The sequence below is a fragment of the Providencia sp. 21OH12SH02B-Prov genome (assembly GCF_027362595.1).
GTDB classification, from domain to species: domain Bacteria; phylum Pseudomonadota; class Gammaproteobacteria; order Enterobacterales; family Enterobacteriaceae; genus Providencia; species Providencia zhejiangensis.
This window is the reverse complement of the sequence record NZ_CP114796.1, coordinates 3,234,186-3,253,361: the sequence shown is the minus strand read 5'-3', so window position 1 is coordinate 3,253,361 and position 19,176 is coordinate 3,234,186. Positions and strand designations below refer to the sequence as shown.

The following is a 19,176-nucleotide window of genomic DNA, read 5'->3' as shown; positions in this document are numbered from 1 at the left end:
TATGAAATCTTGAATATTTTTTATCTGGCGTAGCTTAATCGACATGGCATAGGTTGCAATTCCGTGATTGTTTTCCGTTGCCGATATGCACTTTCGCTACTCTCCAGTTGCTATGTCCCTGAGTTTTATTAATTAACTATAGGATGTTTCAGGGAGTACAGATTCTCTATTAGCTATAAAGCTAAATCCAGTGGATAAGTTATTTTTAATCATAAAATAAGTTTTCAATAATAGCCACTAATTTAGGCGGATAATGAAATTTATCATTGACATTTATCACAAATCACACCTATTTATTTTGTATCGCGAAAGAATTCAACTAGACTATGAAATTGCTACGCTCAATCACCTAAACTATTATCAAGGTGTATGAACAATAAGATCCCGTAAATGGGGCAATACTGGGCTATAAAGGGGGAGTTTGTGAATATTCTTAGCTACTTACAGCGGATTGGTAGGGCATTGATGGTGCCTGTGGCAGTATTACCTGCCGCCGCGATCCTGATGGGTATTGGCTATTGGATTGACCCAGATGGGTGGGGTGCCAATAGTGCAATCGCAGCGTTACTGATAAAATCAGGTGCAGCTATTATTGATAATATGTCTGTGCTGTTTGCTATCGGTATCGCTTATGGTATGTCAAAAGATAAAGATGGTGCAGCTGCACTGACGGGGTTTGTCGGTTTCTTAGTGGTAACAACATTATGTTCACCGGCGTCTTACTCCATGATTATGAATGTTCCGCTTGAAAATGTGCCAGCGGCTTTCAATAAGATTAACAACCAATTTGTCGGTATTCTTGTTGGTGTGCTCTCTGCTGAGTTATATAACCGTTATAGCGGGGTAGAGTTACCAAAAGCATTGTCATTCTTTAGTGGACGCCGTCTTGTCCCGATTTTGACATCGTTCCTAATGATCATCCTTGCTTTTGTGCTGATGTATGTTTGGCCGGTAGTTTATAATGGCCTAGTCTCATTTGGTGAGAGTATCAAAGATTTAGGTTCAGTGGGTGCTGGTGTTTATGCCTTCTTTAACCGTTTACTGATTCCAGTCGGTCTACACCATGCCTTGAACTCGGTGTTCTGGTTTGATGTTGCAGGAATTAACGATATTCCTAACTTCCTTGGCGGTGCTAAGTCAATTGAAGAAGGTCTGGCAATTCCAGGTATTACGGGGCGTTATCAGGCTGGTTTCTTCCCGATCATGATGTTCGGTTTACCAGGGGCGGCGTTAGCGATCTATCATTGTGCACGTCCTGAAAATAAAGCGAAAGTCGCTGGTATCATGCTGGCCGGTGCTTTTGCCGCATTCTTTACGGGTATCACTGAGCCACTTGAATTCTCATTCATGTTTGTGGCACCAGTATTGTATGTTATCCATGCATTCTTAACCGGTATTTCGGTCTTTATTTCTGCATCAATGCAGTGGTTATCAGGATTTGGCTTCAGTGCGGGCTTAGTCGATATGCTGCTGCAATCACGTAACCCTCTTGCATTACAATGGTGGATGCTGATTGTTCAAGGGCTTGTCTTCTTCTGCATCTATTATGTTATCTTCCGCTTCATGATCCGTAAGTTCAACCTGATGACGCCGGGCCGTGAAGAGAGTGCTGGTGATGAAACTATCGATGGCTATGATGAGAATCTAAGCCCAGCCGATAGCTCAGAAAGCGACATTCAAAAAGAAGCGCGCCAATATGTTGCGGCAGTGGGGGGAAGTGACAACATTACAGGTATTGATGCATGTATCACTCGTCTTCGTTTAAGTGTGAAAGATTCTAGTGTTGTTAATGATGCGATGGCAAAACGTCTTGGTGCGTCAGGGGTTATTCGTCTGAACAAACAAAGCGTTCAAGTTATTGTTGGTACCCGTGCTGAGTTGGTTGCATCTGCCATGAAAGAAGTGATGGCGAAAGGGGCCATTGCCGGTTCGGCGCCAGCCGCAGCGGCACAAACGACAAAAGTAACTGAGCCAACAAAGGCGAAAGGTGAAACTATTCTGTCACTGGTTGCGCCAGTGAGTGGTGAAGTTTATTCTCTTGATGATGTGCCTGATGAAGCATTCTCTAGCCGTATCGTCGGGGATGGTATTGCGATCAAACCGACTAGTGATGAAGTGTTAGCACCAGTAGCGGGCACCGTTGTGAAAATTTTCGAAACGAACCATGCATTCTGTATTGAAACAGATAATGGCGTTGAGTTAATTGTTCACATGGGCATCGATACCGTTGCTCTAAAAGGTGAAGGCTGTGCTCGTTTAGTGGAAGAAGGTAGTGAAGTTCAAGCAGGAACACCGATTCTGAAGCTGGATATCGCCTTCTTAGAAGCGAATGCAAAATCCATGATTAGCCCAGTAATTATCAGTAATATTGATGATTTTGCCGGTGTTGAAATTTTAGCTAGTGGTAATGTAACGGCAGGCGAAACCGTTATTTACAACGTACTAAAATAAGAGTTTGCAAAGATATAATTGACAGAGCAAAGGGAGGCAATCGCCTCCCTTTTTTGATCGACAGGCCAATGTTAATTTGGCGGAATCTCAATGCAGTTTGTCTGATTTGCGTAAGTCGGCTTTAATTCTTCTCGATATGATAATAAAACAATCATGTGTGGAGATTTAGTTGTGGTTTTATTATTGTGTCTTTTTGGCTTTATATCAGGGATCACTACCGCTTTGTTTGGTTTTGGTGGTGGCTTTATTACCGTTCCGCTACTTTATGCACTTATTACCTTGGTATGGGGGCCTCAAAATGAGGCGAATGATGTGGCAATGCAAATTGCTGTGGCGACCTCAACTTGTGTAATGATTTTTTCGGCTTCACTTTCGACGAGTGCACATTATCGTAAAGGTCATTTAAACTGGAACATTATTCGTCCATTTATTATCCCCATTTCTTTAGGGGGCGTTTTAGGTGCCTTTATTGCTCTTTCTGTCAATAGTGAATGGATCCGTTGGTTATTTATTATTTATCTTATTATCACTATTTTAGATTGCTTCTTGAGGCCTGGGTTTATGCAGACATCGCGCGAGGGCATCACACCTTCACATAGGCACCATGTTGCAGATACACCTATTGGTTTATTGATTGGCGCTGTCGCCGCATTTTTAGGGGTAGGTGGCAGCGTGATGACCGTTCCACTCATGCGCCGTCGTGGGGCGAGTATGATCCAAGCAGCTGCTTTCGCTAACCCGCTAACATTACCGATGGCAGTGACTGGAACATTCACTTATCTCTATTTTGCTTTTACTCAGCATATTGAGCTAGGTGATGGGTTTCTTGGAATGATTTATGTCAAAGGGGCTTTAATCTTAATTGTCAGCTCTTGGTTAGGGATCCGCTTCGCGAATTTACTCATGCCATATTTGAGTGATAAACGCCATGCGCAAAGCTATCCACTGCTATTACTGATAGTATTGGCTGTCATGTTGTTAACTTAATTATTTGAATATTAATTGGGTTAAGTCATCATGAGTACGAGAAATATCCGCTAATATATCTTTAATTATACATATTTGATCAAACGGTTGTTTCTTGACAGATTATGGTAGAATATATTTTGCTATTACGCGCTTTTGGCATTGAGGAATGATGACAATGAATGAGGCAGAGACTCGCCCAACCAATTTTATCCGTCAGATCATAGATGAAGATCTGGCGAGCGGGAAACATACATCGATACATACACGTTTCCCACCTGAACCGAATGGCTATTTACACATTGGTCATGCAAAATCAATTTGCCTGAATTTTGGTATCGCACAGGACTATCAGGGTCAGTGCAACTTACGTTTTGACGACACCAACCCAGTCAAAGAAGATGTTGAATATGTGAATTCAATTCAAGAAGATGTTAAGTGGCTTGGGTTCCAATGGAGCGGTAAAGTTCACTATTCTTCTGATTATTTCGATACTCTATATCAATATGCGATTGAGCTGATCAACAAAGGTTTGGCTTATGTTGATGAACTGAGCCCAGAACAAATTCGAGAATATCGTGGCACATTAAAAGAGCCAGGTAAAAATAGCCCTTACCGCGATCGTAGTGTTGAAGAGAACTTAGCGCTGTTTGAAAAAATGCGTGCTGGTGGCTTTGAAGAAGGTAAAGCATGTTTACGCGCCAAAATCGATATGGCATCACCTTTTATCGTTATGCGCGATCCTGTTTTGTATCGAATCAAGTTTGCGGAGCACCACCAGTCAGGTAACAAATGGTGTATTTATCCAATGTATGACTTTACGCATTGTATTTCTGATGCGCTGGAAGGAATTACACACTCGTTATGTACATTGGAATTCCAAGACAACCGTCGCTTGTATGACTGGGTGCTCGATAACATCACCATTGATTGCCACCCTCGTCAATATGAGTTCTCGCGGTTAAACCTTGAATATACGGTAATGTCTAAGCGTAAGCTGAACCAGCTGGTGACTGATAAATTAGTTGATGGTTGGGATGACCCACGTATGCCGACTATTTCCGGTTTACGTCGCCGAGGATACACAGCGGCATCAATCCGTGAATTTTGTCAGCGTATTGGGGTAACTAAACAAGATAATAACGTTGAAATGGCAGCGCTAGAATCTTGTATTCGTGATGATCTTAATGAGAATGCACCACGTGCGATGGCGGTAATTGATCCCGTTCGTTTAGTCATTGAAAATATGCCTGAAGGTGAAGAGATCTTAACCGCGCCTAACCATCCGAATAAACCGGAGATGGGAACTCGTGAAGTGCCATTTAGCCGTGAGTTGTATATCGATCGTGCGGATTTCCGTGAAGAAGCTAACCGCCAATATAAGCGTTTAGTATTAGGTAAAGAAGTACGCTTGCGTAATGCCTATATCATTAAAGCGGAACGTGTTGAAAAAGATGCAGAGGGTAACATTACAACGATTTACTGCACTTACGATCCACAAACGCTAAATAAAGACCCAGCAGATGGCCGTAAGGTGAAAGGCGTTATCCATTGGGTAAGTGCAGCGCATGCACTACCGGCTGAAATTCGTCTTTATGACCGCTTGTTTACTGTACCAAATCCTGCTGCTGAAGATGATTTCTTATCGGTGATTAATCCAGAGTCATTAGTGATTCGACAAGGCTTTGTTGAGCCAAGTCTACGTGATGCAGCAACAGATAAGCCATATCAATTTGAACGTGAAGGTTATTTCTGTGCCGATAATCGTTTAAGCAGCGCTGATAAGTTGGTGTTTAACCGTACAGTAGGATTGCGCGATACTTGGGCTAAGATCGAAGCTCAATAATTTCCTCCTCAGACTTCGCTGACCACTTAGCTGTGGTACGAATGATCGAAAGGAAATGCGATGATGGTCTGCTATGTCAAGGCCACAAATAAAAATCTCAGACTCTTAATGGAGCCTGAGATTTTTTTATGGCGATAAAATACATTAAGGCGCTGTGGGCGGCATCTTTTCATTTCAGCAATCATGAAGGTCATTGCTGCCTAAGGTCACCTGACTTTTTTCACCGATAACTTGATACTCTTCACCTAGTAAACGATGATTTTGAGGCAATATTATCGATAAACTGTTTAGGGATTTTCAAACGTTTTTGTATTCTGCTCAGTTTTAAGCGTAGATGTGATCCCGCATCGGCAGTGCGGTATTCAGAACCATTGTGGCTAAAGGTGACGGCCTAAGAAAGACGCAATAACGGTAAGCGGGCCACCATTGAACGGAAATATCATATCTTACTTACCCAAAAGCCTTCACACGGCTCCAAGATCCAACCGATATCATTGCACTATGTGTCCGGTGCTATTTAGCGAATTCTTTGAGCTTAGCTTTTCTGGAAGAAGGGATATCTAGGTTGCTGACTTAACGCTGCACCGCGGGATGATTTATTTAGGCCATAGCCGCGGGGTAAGGCTGTCGAAATATTAAAAGGCGGGTACGAACCATATTGGAATTTAAAATTTTTCCTACTGTACAAATTCTATTATTGGCGATTGAATGGATGGCAATGTTTTATCAAGGGCGGTTTGTTCTCAGCAGGAATAGTTGGCTATCACCGGAATAACAATACGTTGCCCTTGTTGTGTCAAAAGAATAACCAAGCGCTAAGATGTGTTGTGATAGCCTGTTAATACGCTAGAGTTGAGTAAAATGTGTCAAAAGGTGAGGGGTTATTAATAATAATTATTTTTGGATTAATATATTGTTCTTTTTTGTTTTTTTTATAGTAAATAGCGTTTATCACCATCTTATTAAGACGATAAATGGCGATTAATATATAACTCATTGTTATATATTAATTTAAGATATAAAAAGAAACCCTTGTTCGGTGTTTTTTTTCATAGGTATAAATGGTGGTGTTGATTTTCTGATGGTGATGCCTGATAATTTTTACAGTGTTTTTTATCATTTATTGAGGGATAGTCATCTATTTTATATTATTAATAATTATTTAATTTATTATAACGATTAACTATTCATGATATGAAAAAGAAAACGTATTACGTAAAGTTAATTTTAAAAAATCTCAAAAAGTTAAAATATATTCATAAATAACCGTGCAATTCATAAATAACGCATTATATAGTGAAAACAATAGAGGGGTATACACGCTAGCTTGGCTGTCATTTATTATTAAGATTGTGTTAGTAATTATGTGAGTTATTTTCTTTATTTAAGGTGATTTTATTCTCGGTGAGAATATTGATAGCGATGCGCGAGGATATTTATTTTCATCAATCAAAAAAAAGATTAAAGGTGAATTTTTAATATAGTTTAAGTTAATGATAATAAATCAGCAACACAATATTCTATAACTTCATGAAAAGTGATATATGGCAATGCATAAAATCAAGATCAATCTATGTTTAATATTCCCACTAATCCTCAGTTTTGATGCTTTCGCTGATTCACGGGTAGACTTTGGTCCTAGGCCTTATAGGAACGCGGTTGTCAGTAATGGTGGTACAGGACAGATTACATTTATAACTTATAACAGACCGGGAACGGGTCTTCCTACATCGGTAAGGGTTGGTTTGGAAGCTTTTGGTTATATTCCAAATAGAGGCAATTACACGGCCTATTATGAAAGGCTGTCAACTAATGAGTGTAATGGTCGGTTGGGCTCTCGGGCAGCAGCAATAAATACAATAACAAATCTCATGAACAATAGAATAAATATTCCAGCGATATCATTTGGTGATCCGCTAAATTTAGAACTTATGGAAAATATTAATGTAGAGTTTATTTATGCTTGTTATGATGCAATAAATAGAGCTTCAGCAGGTCTAGGTAGAAATAGTCGTAACGGGGAAATTGAGATTATTAATCCGCCAAATCAAAAAAGTATCTGTACGCTAAATGATCAATTATTAAACTTTAACTTTTTATCGAACGCATTGGATGTAAATAGCGCTAAGCAAAATAGAAACTTAGCCATAAATTGTACTAGCGGTAATGCAAGAGACTATACCTTGAAATTAATCTCTTCAAAGGTAGATACAAATGGAAATTTAAGTTTTGGAAATGGTGTCGCAGCTAAAATAGCGCTTAATGATATTAATGTTAGCGCGAATGGCTCAGGTATTGCATTAAATGCCCTAAAAACAATCAATATTAATGTCACCGCCAGTTTAACCGGTGTTGCATTATCTTCTGGCGAATCGTCGGCGTCTGGGGTGTTAGTCTTAGAAGCTAATTAACGTTCTGTCGCTCCACTGTATTAATGCGGCAGAACCCGTCGTTTGATATGCAATCGCTATGGCATAAAGCGATAGCCAATCCCCGTTTCGGTGAGCAAATGAATCGGGCGGGCTGGATCATTTTCCAGTTTTTGCCGTAAGTGACCCATATAAATGCGTAAGTAGTGGTTGTGTTCAACATAATTTGGCCCCCAAACCTGCAATAACAGATGGCGTTGGGTTAGAACCTTACCGCTATTGGCGACTAGCTCACTGAGTAAGCGAAACTCAATGGGGGTGAGGTGCAATTCTTCATTTTGTTTAGTGACGATGCGATTAATAAAATCAATACAGATATCACCGAACTGAAATAGTGAACTTTCTTGATTTTTGCTGAAGCGGCGTAATGCGACTCTTACTCTTGCGAGCAGCTCACTAATGCCAAAGGGTTTAGTGAGGTAATCATCTGCGCCAGCATCTAATGCGGCGACTTTTTGTGATTCTTCTTCGCGAGCCGATAGTACGATAATTGGGATGCTGCTCCATTGGCGTAGGTCACGAATGAGGTTTAGGCCATCACCATCAGGCAAACCAAGATCCAGTATAAGCAAATCTGGTTGGCGAGTTCCGGCTTCAATTAACCCACGATGGCCATTTTCCGCTTCAAAAACTTTCCAGCCTTCCCCCTCCAAAGCTAATCGGACAAAGCGACGAATCTCTTTTTCATCTTCAATGATCAATATTTGATGGGGGTTCACAATAGTCAGCTATCTCTTCAATATCAGGAAGTTGTTTAAAAGGTAAAACAAAATGGAAGCTGGCTCCACCTTTTTTGTTATTTTCAGCCCAAATGGTGCCATCATGTAATTGAATAATGGCGCGACAGATCGCTAATCCAAGGCCAACACCGGGGATTGCGGACTCTTTTTGTGCTCGAGAAAACTTATCAAAAATTGTTTTTTCTTGCCCATTGGGAATCGCATTACTGGCATCCCAAACTTCAATGTGTACTTGGTTATCCTCTATATTGGCACAAATCCCCATTGGTGTATCTTTTTCGCTGTATTTGATGGCGTTCTCTAATAAGTTAATTAATACTCGTTCAATTAAGTTACCATCACAGTAGAGCAGCAAATTAGCTGGGATTTCAATGGATAAAGGATGACTATGCAATGTGTAATCAAGGGTTCTTATCGCACTGCCTGTGATCTCTTGCAGTGATTGCCACTCAAAATTCGGTTGTATCCCCCCTGATTGCAGTCTTGCCATATCCAACAAGTTATTCACTAAACGGGAAGTACTGAGTATTTGCTGGCGCATTTGGTTAACTTGCTCCGTATAAGGGGAGTTTTCTGCGCTAAGGTTCAAGGTCAAAATTTCTGCTTGGCCAAACAGTACCGTTAACGGTGTTTTTAGGTCATGGGATAGTGCTGCTAACAAAGAGTTTCGCAACTGCTCGCGCTCAATGTTGAGTTTTGCGATTTCCGCTTGTTTTGCTAATTGTAAACGCGCTAGCGCGCTAGCAATCAACCCTGTAAATGTTTGTAGCATGCGCTGTTGTTCAGGGATCAATAGTTGGCGCAAATTATTGGGTTCGATAGCGAGCACGGCTAGCGTTTGATCGACCGTGGTAATGGGTTGTAGTTGATAAGGTACACTTGGTAGTGTATCGGTACCAGCACCCGCGGGTTGACGCTTGTCAAAACTCCATTTAGCGATAGCTTGATCAATTTGCATCGCGCTATGGCCTTCACATAACAATGGCATTAATTGATTGTTTTCATCTGGCAAGAGTAAGCAGGTTTTCGCCTGAAAGGCATTGTTAATAAAATGGTAGCCTGCTTTACCGATATCTTGCTCGGTGAGCGCTTGGCTTAATTCTTTCGTCATTTCATACAGGTGGCGAGTCCGTTGCTCTCGATAACGGGCAATTCTTGCCTGATATCGCATACCTGCCGTGAGATTACCAACCACCACACCGACAATAAGCATTACGGTAAAGGTCACCAAGTATTGCATGTCCATAATGGCCAGAGAAAAGTGGGGCTGTACAAAAAAGAGGTCAAAACTAATGACATTGATAAGCGCTGCAAAAATGGATGGTCTGCGTCCATAAAAGAGCGCCACAAGAACCACACCGAGTAAATACAGGGTAACTAGGTTGGCTTTATCGAGCGCCAGTAAAAAAGTACGCGAAAATACAGTGATAAGCGCACATATCGCGATCGCAACTAAAAAACCGTTAATGTCAGTACGCCATTTTTCAGAAAATGGTTTCCGTTCAGGCTCTTTCACCCAATCACTCTTTTCTTCGAGTGCAACGATGATTAAATCCAAATCTGGCCCTAATGCACCTAATCGATCCGCAAAGCTAGTGCGTGAGCCTAACCATCCACGGCGTTTAATGCGCCGTCCAACCAGAATTTTGCCAAGATTATGTTCACGTGCGTAACGTAAAATCGCTTTTTCTTCAGAAGGGTCAGATAACGTTGCTGTTTCAGCGCCTAAGTCTTGAGCTAAACGTAATGCTTTAAGAATCGCTCTACGGTGCCCCTCTGGAAGCCGATGCAGTTTTGGCGTTTCAACATACACGGCGTGCCAGACAGACCCAAATTTTGCAGCGAGCCGTGCTGCGGCACGAACGAGCTTTTCATTGCCACGATTATGCCCTATGCATAATAACAGGCCATCGCGCGTATGCCAGACAGGGGCTTGTCCTTTACCATCGCGAAACTCTCGCATTTGGTCGTCAACGCGATCCGCGGTGCGACGTAGCGCTAATTCCCTTAGGGCTATTAAATTCCCTTTACGAAAAAAATGCTCAATAGCGCGTTCTGCCTGTGCTGGGATATAGACCTTGCCTTCGTTAAGACGCTGACGGAGATCATCGGGAGGTAGATCGACTAAGACAATTTCATCGGCTGCATCGAAAATATGATCGGGCACGGTTTCTCGCACACGGATCCCCGTGATGCTACCGACCACATCATTTAAACTTTCAATATGCTGTACATTAATTGTCGTTAAAACATCAATGCCGGCATCAAGAAGTTCTTCCACATCTTGCCATCGTTTAGGATGGCGACTACCGGCTGGATTACTAAATGCCAATTCATCCATTAAAATAATGGCTGGATGCCTTGCAATTGCAGCATCAATATCAAAGGCGCTCATGCGGCGCCCACGATGGTTTAACCGACGAGGCGGCAGTTGAGATAGCCCATCCAGTAATGCCGCCGTTTCTTCCCGTTCATGTGTTTCGACAACGCCAATCACAACATCTAACCCTTGAGTGCGTAAGCGTTGAGCCTCTTGTAACATCGCATACGTTTTTCCGACGCCTGCACAGGCGCCGAAAAATATCTTAAGCTTGCCTCGGCCAGTTTCATTTGCTTTTACGAGCAACTCATCTGGATTTGGGCGTACTGGGTCTTGATTATCCATAATTAACCTCAGTGAGTGGGCTGATGCGTTTGTGGTTTAAGCTCATCCAATGCGATGTTCAATTGCAATACATTCACAACGGGTTCTCCCATAAAGGCAAGGAGGGGGCTTTCAGTTTGTGCTGCAATGAGAGATTCAACCTCCCTCAGCGCAATCTCTCTTTTTTTCGCAATACGAGGCGCTTGATAAAGTGCAGCCGCAACCGAAATATTGGGATCTAAGCCACTTGCAGAAGCGGTTAGTAGATCGACGGGAACGGCTTGTCCAGCATCTGGATTTTGTTTTCTCAGTTGTTCACGACGTTGTTCAAATGACTCATATAATACTGGATTACTTACCGCAAGATTACTGCCTCCAGAGGCTAATGAGTTATATGGGAACTCCGCCGTTGCTGAAGGGCGGCCGAAAAAGTAGCGGTCGGACTGGTAGTGTTGACCAATTAATGCTGATCCAACCACTCGCCCATTTTGTTCTATGAGCGACCCTTGCGCCTGCCAAGGAAACAGTACATTCGCGAGTCCTGTAACAAGTAAAGGATAAGCCACACCAGTTATTATCGCTAATAAAATTAATACCACAATTGATGAACGAATCGTGTTCATAATCTATTCCTTAAAAACCAAATAAGCTAATAATCATGTCGATAAGCTTGATACCGATAAAGGGAACGAGTAAGCCGCTAAGACCATAAATACTGAGATTTCGTTGTAGCAGTGATTGCGAACTCATAGGGCGGTAGTTGATCCCTTTTAAGGCTAAGGGGATCAAAAAGACAATGATCAACGCATTAAAAATGACTGCCGATAACAGTGCCGAAGCAGGTGAATGCAAGTTCATAATATTCAATACGTTCAACTGTGGCCAAGTCACGGCAAAAGCAGCAGGAATAATGGCAAAATATTTGGCGATATCATTGGCGATACTAAATGTGGTTAACGAACCTCGCGTCATGAGCATTTGTTTACCAATGTGTACGACTTCAATTAATTTAGTCGGGTTAGAGTCTAAGTCCACCATGTTACCCGCTTCTTTTGCCGCTTGAGTTCCTGAGTTCATGGCAACAGCGACATCGGCTTGAGCCAGAGCTGGAGCATCGTTAGTACCATCACCCGTCATGGCAACCAACCGACCTTCTGCTTGATATTGGCGGATCAAGGCTAATTTCGTTTCTGGGGTCGCTTCCGCTAAGAAATCATCAACACCTGCTTCAGCAGCGATAGCGGCAGCCGTTAGATGGTTATCGCCGGTAATCATCACGGTTTTGATCCCCATGCTACGCATCTGAGCAAAACGTTCTTTGATCCCCCCTTTAACAATATCTTTTAAAGCGACAATACCTAGGACGGTTTGGTTATCGACAACAACTAATGGGGTGCCTCCTTGGTGAGCAACTTTTTCTACCAGTTGATCCGCCTCAAGTGGAAACTTACTGTGATTGGCTTCAACATAACGGCGTATCGCATCGGCAGAGCCTTTGCGTATCATTCTGTCACCCACATTAACTCCACTCATTCGTGTCATTGCTGAAAAGGGAACAAAAGTAGCATTTAATGAATGAATGTCTCTTTCACGCAAATTAAATTTTTGTTTTGCAAGGACGACAATGCTGCGTCCTTCAGGGGTTTCATCCGCTAAAGAGGACAGTTGTGCTGCATCCGCTAATTGTTGTTCGGTTACGCCTGTTAACGGTAAAAATGCCGACGCTTGTCGATTTCCTAACGTGATAGTTCCTGTTTTATCGAGCAGCAACACATCAACATCACCAGCAGCTTCAACAGCACGTCCGCTGGTGGCAATGACATTGGCACTTAACATACGGCTCATGCCAGCAACACCAATCGAGGAAAGTAACCCTCCAATGGTTGTAGGAATGAGGCAGATTAATAGCGCAATAAGCACGAGAACGGAAACGGCGTTACCTGCCCCAGCATATTCCGCTGAAAACAGGGTATATGGGTAGAGGGTTGCACAGGCCAATAAAAAGATAATAGTAAGCGCAGTTAATAGAATGGTGAGTGCTATCTCATTCGGTGTTTTACGGCGTTGTGCGCCTTCAACCATGGAAATCATTCGATCAAGGAAGGTTTCACCGGGGTTAACGGTACATTCCACGATCAGCCAGTCGGATAAGACACGAGTACCGCCGGTGACAGAAGAGAAATCCCCCCCTGACTCACGGATCACAGGGGCTGATTCACCCGTGATCGCACTTTCATCGACGGAAGCTCCCCCCTCCAGAACTTCACCATCACAAGGAATGATGTCACCCGCACGGATCAAAACAATGTCACCTTTGCGAAGTTGATCTGAATTTACCGTTTCTTGTGCTGAATCTAAATTGGCCTCAGCAAGGCGGATAGCGCTACTGCGTTTTTTAACGCCTTTTAAACTCGCCGCCTGAGCTTTACTGCGTCCTTCTGCAAGTGCTTCAGCAAAATTAGCAAATAAAACGGTAAACCATAGCCATAGCGTAATCATGCCACTAAACCAAGCATTACCTTCTGCGTAATTCGCTAACATGGCTAGCCATAGCAGGGTAGTGATAATGCTGCCAATATACACCACAAACATAACAGGGTTGCGCCATTGCGCCTGTGGAGCACATTTCTTAACTGCATCAATAATTGATTGACGAACTAACGCACTATCGAATAATTGAGTTTTTTTACTGTTCATTTTAATGACCCTCATTATGCTGCTAACTTAATTTGCAAATGTTCTGCTATCGGTCCCAATGCGAGAGCGGGAACGAAAGTTAGCGCACCGATGAGTAAAACGGTTAAGATCAATAGGCCGACAAATACAGGGCCATGAGTCGGTAAGTTTGCCGTATTGGCTATTTGTGGTTTTTTCATGGTCAGAGAACCTGCAATGGCCAAGACGGGTAAGATGACACCAAAACGTCCTAGTAGCATAACAATCGCCAATATTGTGTTATAAAACGGGGTATTAGTACTGAGTCCAGCAAAAGCACTACCGTTATTATTTGCTGCTGAAGAGAAGGCATACAGCACTTCACTAAACCCATGAGCACCTGGATTTAAAATGGCAGCACGTCCTGTTTCGGTCATTAACGCCAGAGTCGTACCACAAAGTACTAAAGTGGGCGTGACTAAAATGGCAATAGCGACCAATTTCATTTCACGGACTTCAATTTTTTTACCTAAATACTCAGGTGTACGTCCGATCATTAAGCCAGCAATAAATACGGCAAGTAAAACAAATAACAGCATGCCATATAGGCCTGAACCCACACCACCAAACACCACTTCACCGATCTGCATTAACCACATTGGGATCATGCCACCTAAAGCGGTGAACGAATCATGCATTCCATTTACTGCGCCGCATGACGCAGCGGTAGTGACAACGGCATACAATGCAGAGCCAAGAATACCGAATCGACTTTCTTTACCTTCCATATTGGCGGTACTGCTTGCGGAAAACTCACTTAAGAAAGGGTTACCAACATATTCGGCATTGATCACCAGCATTGCGGCAATAACAAAGATAATGGCCATCACCCAAAGCAGGGCGTTGCCTTGCTTGTTATCGCCAACAGTACGACCAAAAGCAAAGCACAATGCTGTTGGGATCAAGAATATCGCGAGCATTTGCACAAAATTACTCAGTGCTGTTGGGTTTTCAAAAGGGTGGGATGAGTTAGCACCGAAGAAACCGCCACCATTTGTTCCCAATAGTTTGATGGCTTCTTGGGATGCAACTGGCCCCATTGGAATGAATTGTGCGGAGCTATTTAAGTTATCACTTAAAGCGTATGGGGAAAAACTTTGAATGACGCCTTGGCTTACAAAGAATAGCGCAAAAATAATGGCTAAAGGTAAGAGTAAATAGAGGGTAATGCGGGTGATATCTACCCAAGCATTACCTAACGTTTTGCTATTGTGGCGTACAAAAGCACGGATTAATGCAAAGACGACTGCAATTCCTGTCGCAGCAGATAAAAAATTTTGCACTGTTAAGCCTGCCATTTGACTAAGGTAACTTAAGCTGTTTTCGCCGCTGTACGATTGCCAGTTAGTATTCGTCACGAAGCTCACCGCAGTATTGAACGCGAGATCCCAACTCATTCCTGGCAGCTGTTGTGGATTAAGTGGAAGATGCCCTTGAAATATCAATAGAGTGAACAGCAGGATAAAACCTAAAAGGTTAAATAGAAGTATCGCCAGAGCGTAACGTGACCAATTCATTTCGGTCATTTCTCGACCTGGTTGTTTTAGTCCACTGCAACGCCATACCACGGCTTCAGTTTTCATAACAAAACGTGGCATGTCACCTTCAATTAAACGAGCAATAAACAAACCTAATGGTTTTGCTAATACAATAAGAACCAGCAAAAAGCTGGCGATGAGTAGAAGCGCAGTTACGGCCATCTTAAAATTCCTCCGCATTAAGCAGAACATAAATTAGATAGACCAACAGTAAAGCAACGAAGACTGTCCCGAGGATGGAAAGTAATGACACTGTAGTTTCTCCTTATTATTCCCATGGAGACAGCATAAGAATTGCGTTGTAAATAAGCTGAAAAAAAACCAGAGAGCGGTGTAAAAAAAGTATAAAAATCGCAATCAAAAGCAGTCATGGCCTGATTTGTTAACAATACAGTGTTAATTTTCTGTGGTTATTTTGTTTCTTTTGTTCGTTATTTTGTTAATATCTGTAATAAACTTACATTTTTACGGGTGAATTAGTGATTTTTTTCTTATTTAAGTGGTCAGATCAGTAGTAAAATTACCAAATGAAGAGTATTATTAAGGTAGTTAATTTACCTTTCATACTATCTGTCCGATTTTAGTCACTCTCCAATGAGATGATGTGTTGTGAAAGAGAGAAGTTAAAATCGGCAAATAATGTGGCTACTGACAGGAGGATATCGATGTCCACATATCACGAATATTCCCGTAATCAGGTGCTTTTACGCCGCACAGCAGCGTTAACCGCTGGCATACTTGCATTTCCGGTTATGGCTTTTTATCCACAACGCGCTAAGTTTTATAGTTATCTCCATAAAGTTTGGGCAAAAACAAGCGATAAGCCTGTTTGGCTTGATCGTTCTGAAATGACAATGGAGACGCATCGTTAATAACGATACGTATTAGTGCGACCCTGTCCCCGCAATAACGACAAAATATTGTGGGGAAAGGGGATTAAATCAAACGATGACTTTAACTCGTTATCTCCCTCTTTCTATCACGCCTTTTCTGACGATTTTTCATCATGAATTTTTATGTTCTTTGATAAATCAAACATAAGATAGAATGAGTATCGTGACGAGTGATGAATAGGTTTATTTATCACTATCAGGTGGGACTTCTCCAATTAAGCTACAAGAGAGTAATTTTAGTGGGTTATTAACCCAATCGACAAAACAATATTCAATCTTTTTGATGGGTTTAACATCATTGCCTTCAACGGTAATTGCTTTTGCCGTTAGAGGGAGTAGGTAAAATGTCGATATAAGTAACATTGTATATTTCATTATTCCTCCAAACAGTATTAATTAAAGCGTTTAATATATGAAATGATGGTGTTGAAAAATAAAATGCGCTTAGTGTTTTTATCAGTTTTAAATTACTTGTGAAAAGTGAAGGGGCTCTTTACTTTCATATGCATTTATTTAGATATCGAGCGTAAAACTAAAATACCGGGCCTTGTGCTCATATATTCAAGAAAGGGCGTATCAACGACTTTATTATTTTTAGATAAAGACGAGGCATTTCGATACCATAATTGACCATCCTTCTTAATCGCAAAGCCAGTATGAGAGACATCTAAACCACTTATTGGTGAATATACGCCAATATAGTCACCTGTTTTTATGTTATCAATCACCGATTGGTTGATCATATTACCCGGAATATAAGTGATTGTTCTAGGAATAGCGCCTAATCCTTTTATGTATTCACTGCCATCTGATTTTATATTTAAATTTTTTTCTACCGTGATGCTATTTGGGCTAATTGTTGCAGTAACATCAATGGCATTTTTAGGTGCTACGGCATACCAATCTGTGAAGAAATGCTTACGTTTATAATAAGTGACTTGGGAATCCTTATAACGGGTATTAACCAATGAATTTAAAAAGGATTTTTCATTATTAGAAAGGCTAAGTGCAACGACATAATCCAGATATGTAAAACAATCGACACCCTCAAAGTTCGCGACGAGGGTTTCTTGTTGTTCTGGACCACCTATTAATGTATTCGCAACATACGGCGTGCCTAAAAATGTAGCTGAGATACGATTGATCTTTTCATCATAACTCAACGTCTGGTTCGGTATGACGTCATTATTAATGATATCATTGATTTTTTGTTTGGTGCTTTCTGTTATTAAAATAGGATAACCAATTTTAATTTTCTCACTTGAGGAACAACCCGCCAAAGAAAAAGACAATACCACCAATAAGGGTAATTTAATCATTATTATTAGTACCTATTAAGACTGAATCGGATTATTAGTAATATTTTAGATTGTTTTTGATGGCAACGAAAAATAACACATTATTTAAATTTCGTTTAATTTCCCTATGAATATAAAATAAAAAGGTGCTGACATATATGCGGGGGAAACACAAATAATTTGTGTTTTTTTTATGTTGTTTATCATAATGAAGGTAATAAATTCAAAAGATTGATTTATATTTTATATTGGTGTGTTTATTAATGGTTTTGTATAACAGAGGGTTATCATTGAGAATGGGTTTAACACATTTTTGTTGTTTTTATTTTAGTGTTTAGGTTGCCTGTTTTTAATATGTTCGTTTGTTTAAAAATAAAAAATGATTAATCTATGATAAGTTGATTTATATACTTGTAATAAGGGTTTTATTTTAATGATTAATTTAAAGTAGATAATCTTTAGAGGAAAAACGACGTAAAATACCCAGTCTGATTTTACGCTTATTTAAGAGGGGTATGCCTAAAGATAATAACATTACTTTTGCTTAGAGGTTGCAGGGCAAACTTAATGTTATTGACGTTAAAAGTGTTTGCATAAAATATTCCTCTTATTGAAATAAGCTCGCGTCATATGGGAGCAAGTGTTTGAGGTAGGCTATCTGTGTTTAAAAGCGCTAGATAACATATTGACAAGCGCTTTGTGATTGCAGCATAGGATAAACGACGGAGTCATCTTTAGTTTCTGTAGAGATCAGCTCTCTACGAATTGTTTAAAATAGCCGTTTCCTTTTATGGCATAGGCTTATAAGCTAGGCAGTATTGAATTTTGCCAATGAATAAATCATTTTTATCCAGTAAAGACAAAATGATGCTGTAAAAGGACTCGATTATGCGTAATTTAGCGTTGGAAGAACTTATCAATAATGAGCTGAAGGTTAGCGAGTTTCATGACTATGCACCTAACGGTTTACAAGTTGAAGGCCGTTCACATGTACAAAAGATAGTGACAGGGGTGACAGCTTGCCAAGCTCTACTTGATAAAGCGGTTGAGATGAATGCCGATGCGGTCATTGTTCACCATGGTTATTTTTGGAAAAATGAACCTGTGGTTATCAAGGGCATGAAGAGGAAGCGTTTAAAAACTTTGCTTGAAAATGATATTAATTTATACGGGTATCACTTACCTTTAGATGCACATCCCCACCTTGGTAATAACACTCAGCTAGCGCACCTCATGGGGGTAAAAATTGATGGGCACATCGACCCGCTAATGCCTTTTGGCTATTTTGATCAACCTATTACGCCTGCTGAGCTCAATGAACGATTGGAAACTCGTCTTAATCGTAAAACACTCCATTGTGGAGAAACAGGTAAACAAGAGATCCGTCAAATTGCTTGGTGTACTGGTGGCGGGCAAGGTTTTATTCTTCAGGCGGCTGAATTTGGTGTTGATGCGTTTGTGACAGGGGAAGTTTCTGAACAAACGATTCATATTGCAAGAGAGATGGGGATCCATTTTTATTCGGCAGGGCACCATGCCACGGAACGTTACGGAATTAAAGCACTCACCCAATGGTTGGTCGATAATCATGGGTTAGATGCCGTGTTTGTGGATATCGATAATCCAGCTTAAACGGTTTTTAGAATAAAAAATAAA

14 protein-coding genes and 1 pseudogene are annotated in these 19,176 nt (G+C 41.1%); 6 read left to right on the top strand and 9 right to left on the bottom strand.

Annotated elements, in window-relative coordinates; translation table 11 throughout:
• The first annotated feature begins 465 nt into the window (after positions 1 to 465).
• The 3 genes from nagE to glnS all read left to right on the top strand — a co-directional run bounded on the left by nagE (position 466) and on the right by glnS (position 5,263).
• Complete coding sequence (gene nagE / locus O7C57_RS15200) at positions 466 to 2,451, top strand: N-acetylglucosamine-specific PTS transporter subunit IIBC (RefSeq protein ID WP_231131860.1); 1,986 nt, start codon at positions 466 to 468, stop codon at positions 2,449 to 2,451.
• Positions 2,452 to 2,622: 171 nt separating this feature from the next.
• Positions 2,623 to 3,438, top strand: coding sequence for a sulfite exporter TauE/SafE family protein (locus O7C57_RS15195; RefSeq protein ID WP_163862778.1), 816 nt, complete (start codon positions 2,623 to 2,625; stop codon positions 3,436 to 3,438).
• Positions 3,439 to 3,595: 157 nt separating this feature from the next.
• Positions 3,596 to 5,263, top strand: a complete 1,668-nt coding sequence (gene glnS / locus O7C57_RS15190; protein ID WP_154624770.1) for a glutamine--tRNA ligase — start codon at positions 3,596 to 3,598, stop codon at positions 5,261 to 5,263.
• Between the two features lie 241 nt (positions 5,264 to 5,504).
• Here glnS and O7C57_RS15185 read toward each other — a convergent pair.
• Positions 5,505 to 5,591: pseudogene (locus O7C57_RS15185) on the bottom strand (hypothetical protein); the annotation flags it as partial.
• Positions 5,592 to 6,807: 1,216 nt separating this feature from the next.
• Here O7C57_RS15185 and O7C57_RS15180 point away from each other — a divergent pair.
• Complete coding sequence (locus O7C57_RS15180) at positions 6,808 to 7,674, top strand: hypothetical protein (RefSeq protein WP_154622175.1); 867 nt, start codon at positions 6,808 to 6,810, stop codon at positions 7,672 to 7,674.
• Between the two features lie 56 nt (positions 7,675 to 7,730).
• Here the strand turns inward: O7C57_RS15180 and kdpE are convergent, their stop codons facing one another.
• From kdpE to O7C57_RS21900, 6 genes are read right to left on the bottom strand one after another with little or no spacing between them, the layout of a single operon-like run.
• Entirely contained in the window at positions 7,731 to 8,411 is a 681-nt protein-coding gene (gene kdpE, locus O7C57_RS15175) for a two-component system response regulator KdpE (protein ID WP_163862776.1), read from the bottom strand.
• Positions 8,383 to 11,097 (bottom strand): two-component system sensor histidine kinase KdpD, encoded by a 2,715-nt coding sequence (gene kdpD / locus O7C57_RS15170; protein ID WP_154622177.1) that lies wholly within the window; start codon positions 11,095 to 11,097, stop codon positions 8,383 to 8,385. The genes kdpE and kdpD overlap by 29 nt, the downstream gene beginning before the upstream one ends.
• An 8-nt stretch (positions 11,098 to 11,105) precedes the next feature.
• A complete protein-coding gene (kdpC, locus tag O7C57_RS15165) occupies positions 11,106 to 11,699 on the bottom strand; it encodes a potassium-transporting ATPase subunit KdpC (protein WP_154622178.1) in 594 nt (197 codons plus the stop codon).
• A 10-nt stretch (positions 11,700 to 11,709) separates the two neighbouring features.
• Positions 11,710 to 13,773: a potassium-transporting ATPase subunit KdpB gene (gene kdpB, locus O7C57_RS15160; protein ID WP_154622179.1), complete on the bottom strand. Its 2,064-nt coding sequence runs from the start codon at positions 13,771 to 13,773 to the stop codon at positions 11,710 to 11,712.
• A gap of 14 nt (positions 13,774 to 13,787) precedes the next feature.
• Positions 13,788 to 15,491, bottom strand: coding sequence for a potassium-transporting ATPase subunit KdpA (gene kdpA, locus O7C57_RS15155; protein ID WP_249999222.1), 1,704 nt, complete (start codon positions 15,489 to 15,491; stop codon positions 13,788 to 13,790).
• 1 nt (position 15,492) lies between these two features.
• Positions 15,493 to 15,582 carry a potassium-transporting ATPase subunit F gene (locus O7C57_RS21900; RefSeq protein ID WP_163862769.1) on the bottom strand — a complete coding sequence of 30 codons (90 nt, stop codon included), beginning with the start codon at positions 15,580 to 15,582 and terminating at the stop codon, positions 15,493 to 15,495.
• A 412-nt stretch (positions 15,583 to 15,994) separates the two neighbouring features.
• On the opposite strand from O7C57_RS21900, the gene O7C57_RS15150 reads away from it, so the two are divergent.
• Entirely contained in the window at positions 15,995 to 16,201 is a 207-nt protein-coding gene (locus O7C57_RS15150; protein ID WP_154622181.1) for a YbfA family protein, read from the top strand.
• A gap of 204 nt (positions 16,202 to 16,405) precedes the next feature.
• Here the strand turns inward: O7C57_RS15150 and O7C57_RS15145 are convergent, their stop codons facing one another.
• Together O7C57_RS15145 and O7C57_RS15140 are read right to left on the bottom strand one after the other, a co-directional pair.
• Complete coding sequence (locus tag O7C57_RS15145) at positions 16,406 to 16,597, bottom strand: hypothetical protein (protein WP_154622182.1); 192 nt, start codon at positions 16,595 to 16,597, stop codon at positions 16,406 to 16,408.
• Positions 16,598 to 16,731: 134 nt separating this feature from the next.
• Entirely contained in the window at positions 16,732 to 17,541 is an 810-nt protein-coding gene (locus O7C57_RS15140; protein WP_196714035.1) for a DUF1460 domain-containing protein, read from the bottom strand.
• An 867-nt stretch (positions 17,542 to 18,408) separates the two neighbouring features.
• On the opposite strand from O7C57_RS15140, the gene O7C57_RS15135 reads away from it, so the two are divergent.
• The gene (locus O7C57_RS15135; protein ID WP_154621919.1) at positions 18,409 to 19,152 is read left to right on the top strand and encodes a type 2 GTP cyclohydrolase I; all 744 of its coding nucleotides are present in this window, start codon (positions 18,409 to 18,411) and stop codon (positions 19,150 to 19,152) included.
• The last annotated feature ends 24 nt before the right edge of the window (positions 19,153 to 19,176 follow it).

Excerpts from the sequence above, each read along its gene's own strand:
- nagE (WP_231131860.1), top strand. The coding sequence starts at position 466 with ATGGTGCCTGTGGCAGTATTACCTGCCGCCGCGATCCTGATGGGTATT.
- glnS (WP_154624770.1), top strand. The coding sequence starts at position 3,596 with ATGAATGAGGCAGAGACTCGCCCAACCAATTTTATCCGTCAGATCATA.
- O7C57_RS15180 (WP_154622175.1), top strand. The coding sequence starts at position 6,808 with ATGGCAATGCATAAAATCAAGATCAATCTATGTTTAATATTCCCACTA.
- kdpD (WP_154622177.1), bottom strand. The coding sequence starts at position 11,097 with ATGGATAATCAAGACCCAGTACGCCCAAATCCAGATGAGTTGCTCGTA.
- kdpC (WP_154622178.1), bottom strand. The coding sequence starts at position 11,699 with ATGAACACGATTCGTTCATCAATTGTGGTATTAATTTTATTAGCGATA.
- kdpB (WP_154622179.1), bottom strand. The coding sequence starts at position 13,773 with ATGAACAGTAAAAAAACTCAATTATTCGATAGTGCGTTAGTTCGTCAA.
- kdpA (WP_249999222.1), bottom strand. The coding sequence starts at position 15,491 with ATGGCCGTAACTGCGCTTCTACTCATCGCCAGCTTTTTGCTGGTTCTT.
- O7C57_RS15150 (WP_154622181.1), top strand. The coding sequence starts at position 15,995 with ATGTCCACATATCACGAATATTCCCGTAATCAGGTGCTTTTACGCCGC.
- O7C57_RS15145 (WP_154622182.1), bottom strand. The coding sequence starts at position 16,597 with ATGAAATATACAATGTTACTTATATCGACATTTTACCTACTCCCTCTA.
- O7C57_RS15140 (WP_196714035.1), bottom strand. The coding sequence starts at position 17,541 with ATGATTAAATTACCCTTATTGGTGGTATTGTCTTTTTCTTTGGCGGGT.
- O7C57_RS15135 (WP_154621919.1), top strand. The coding sequence starts at position 18,409 with ATGCGTAATTTAGCGTTGGAAGAACTTATCAATAATGAGCTGAAGGTT.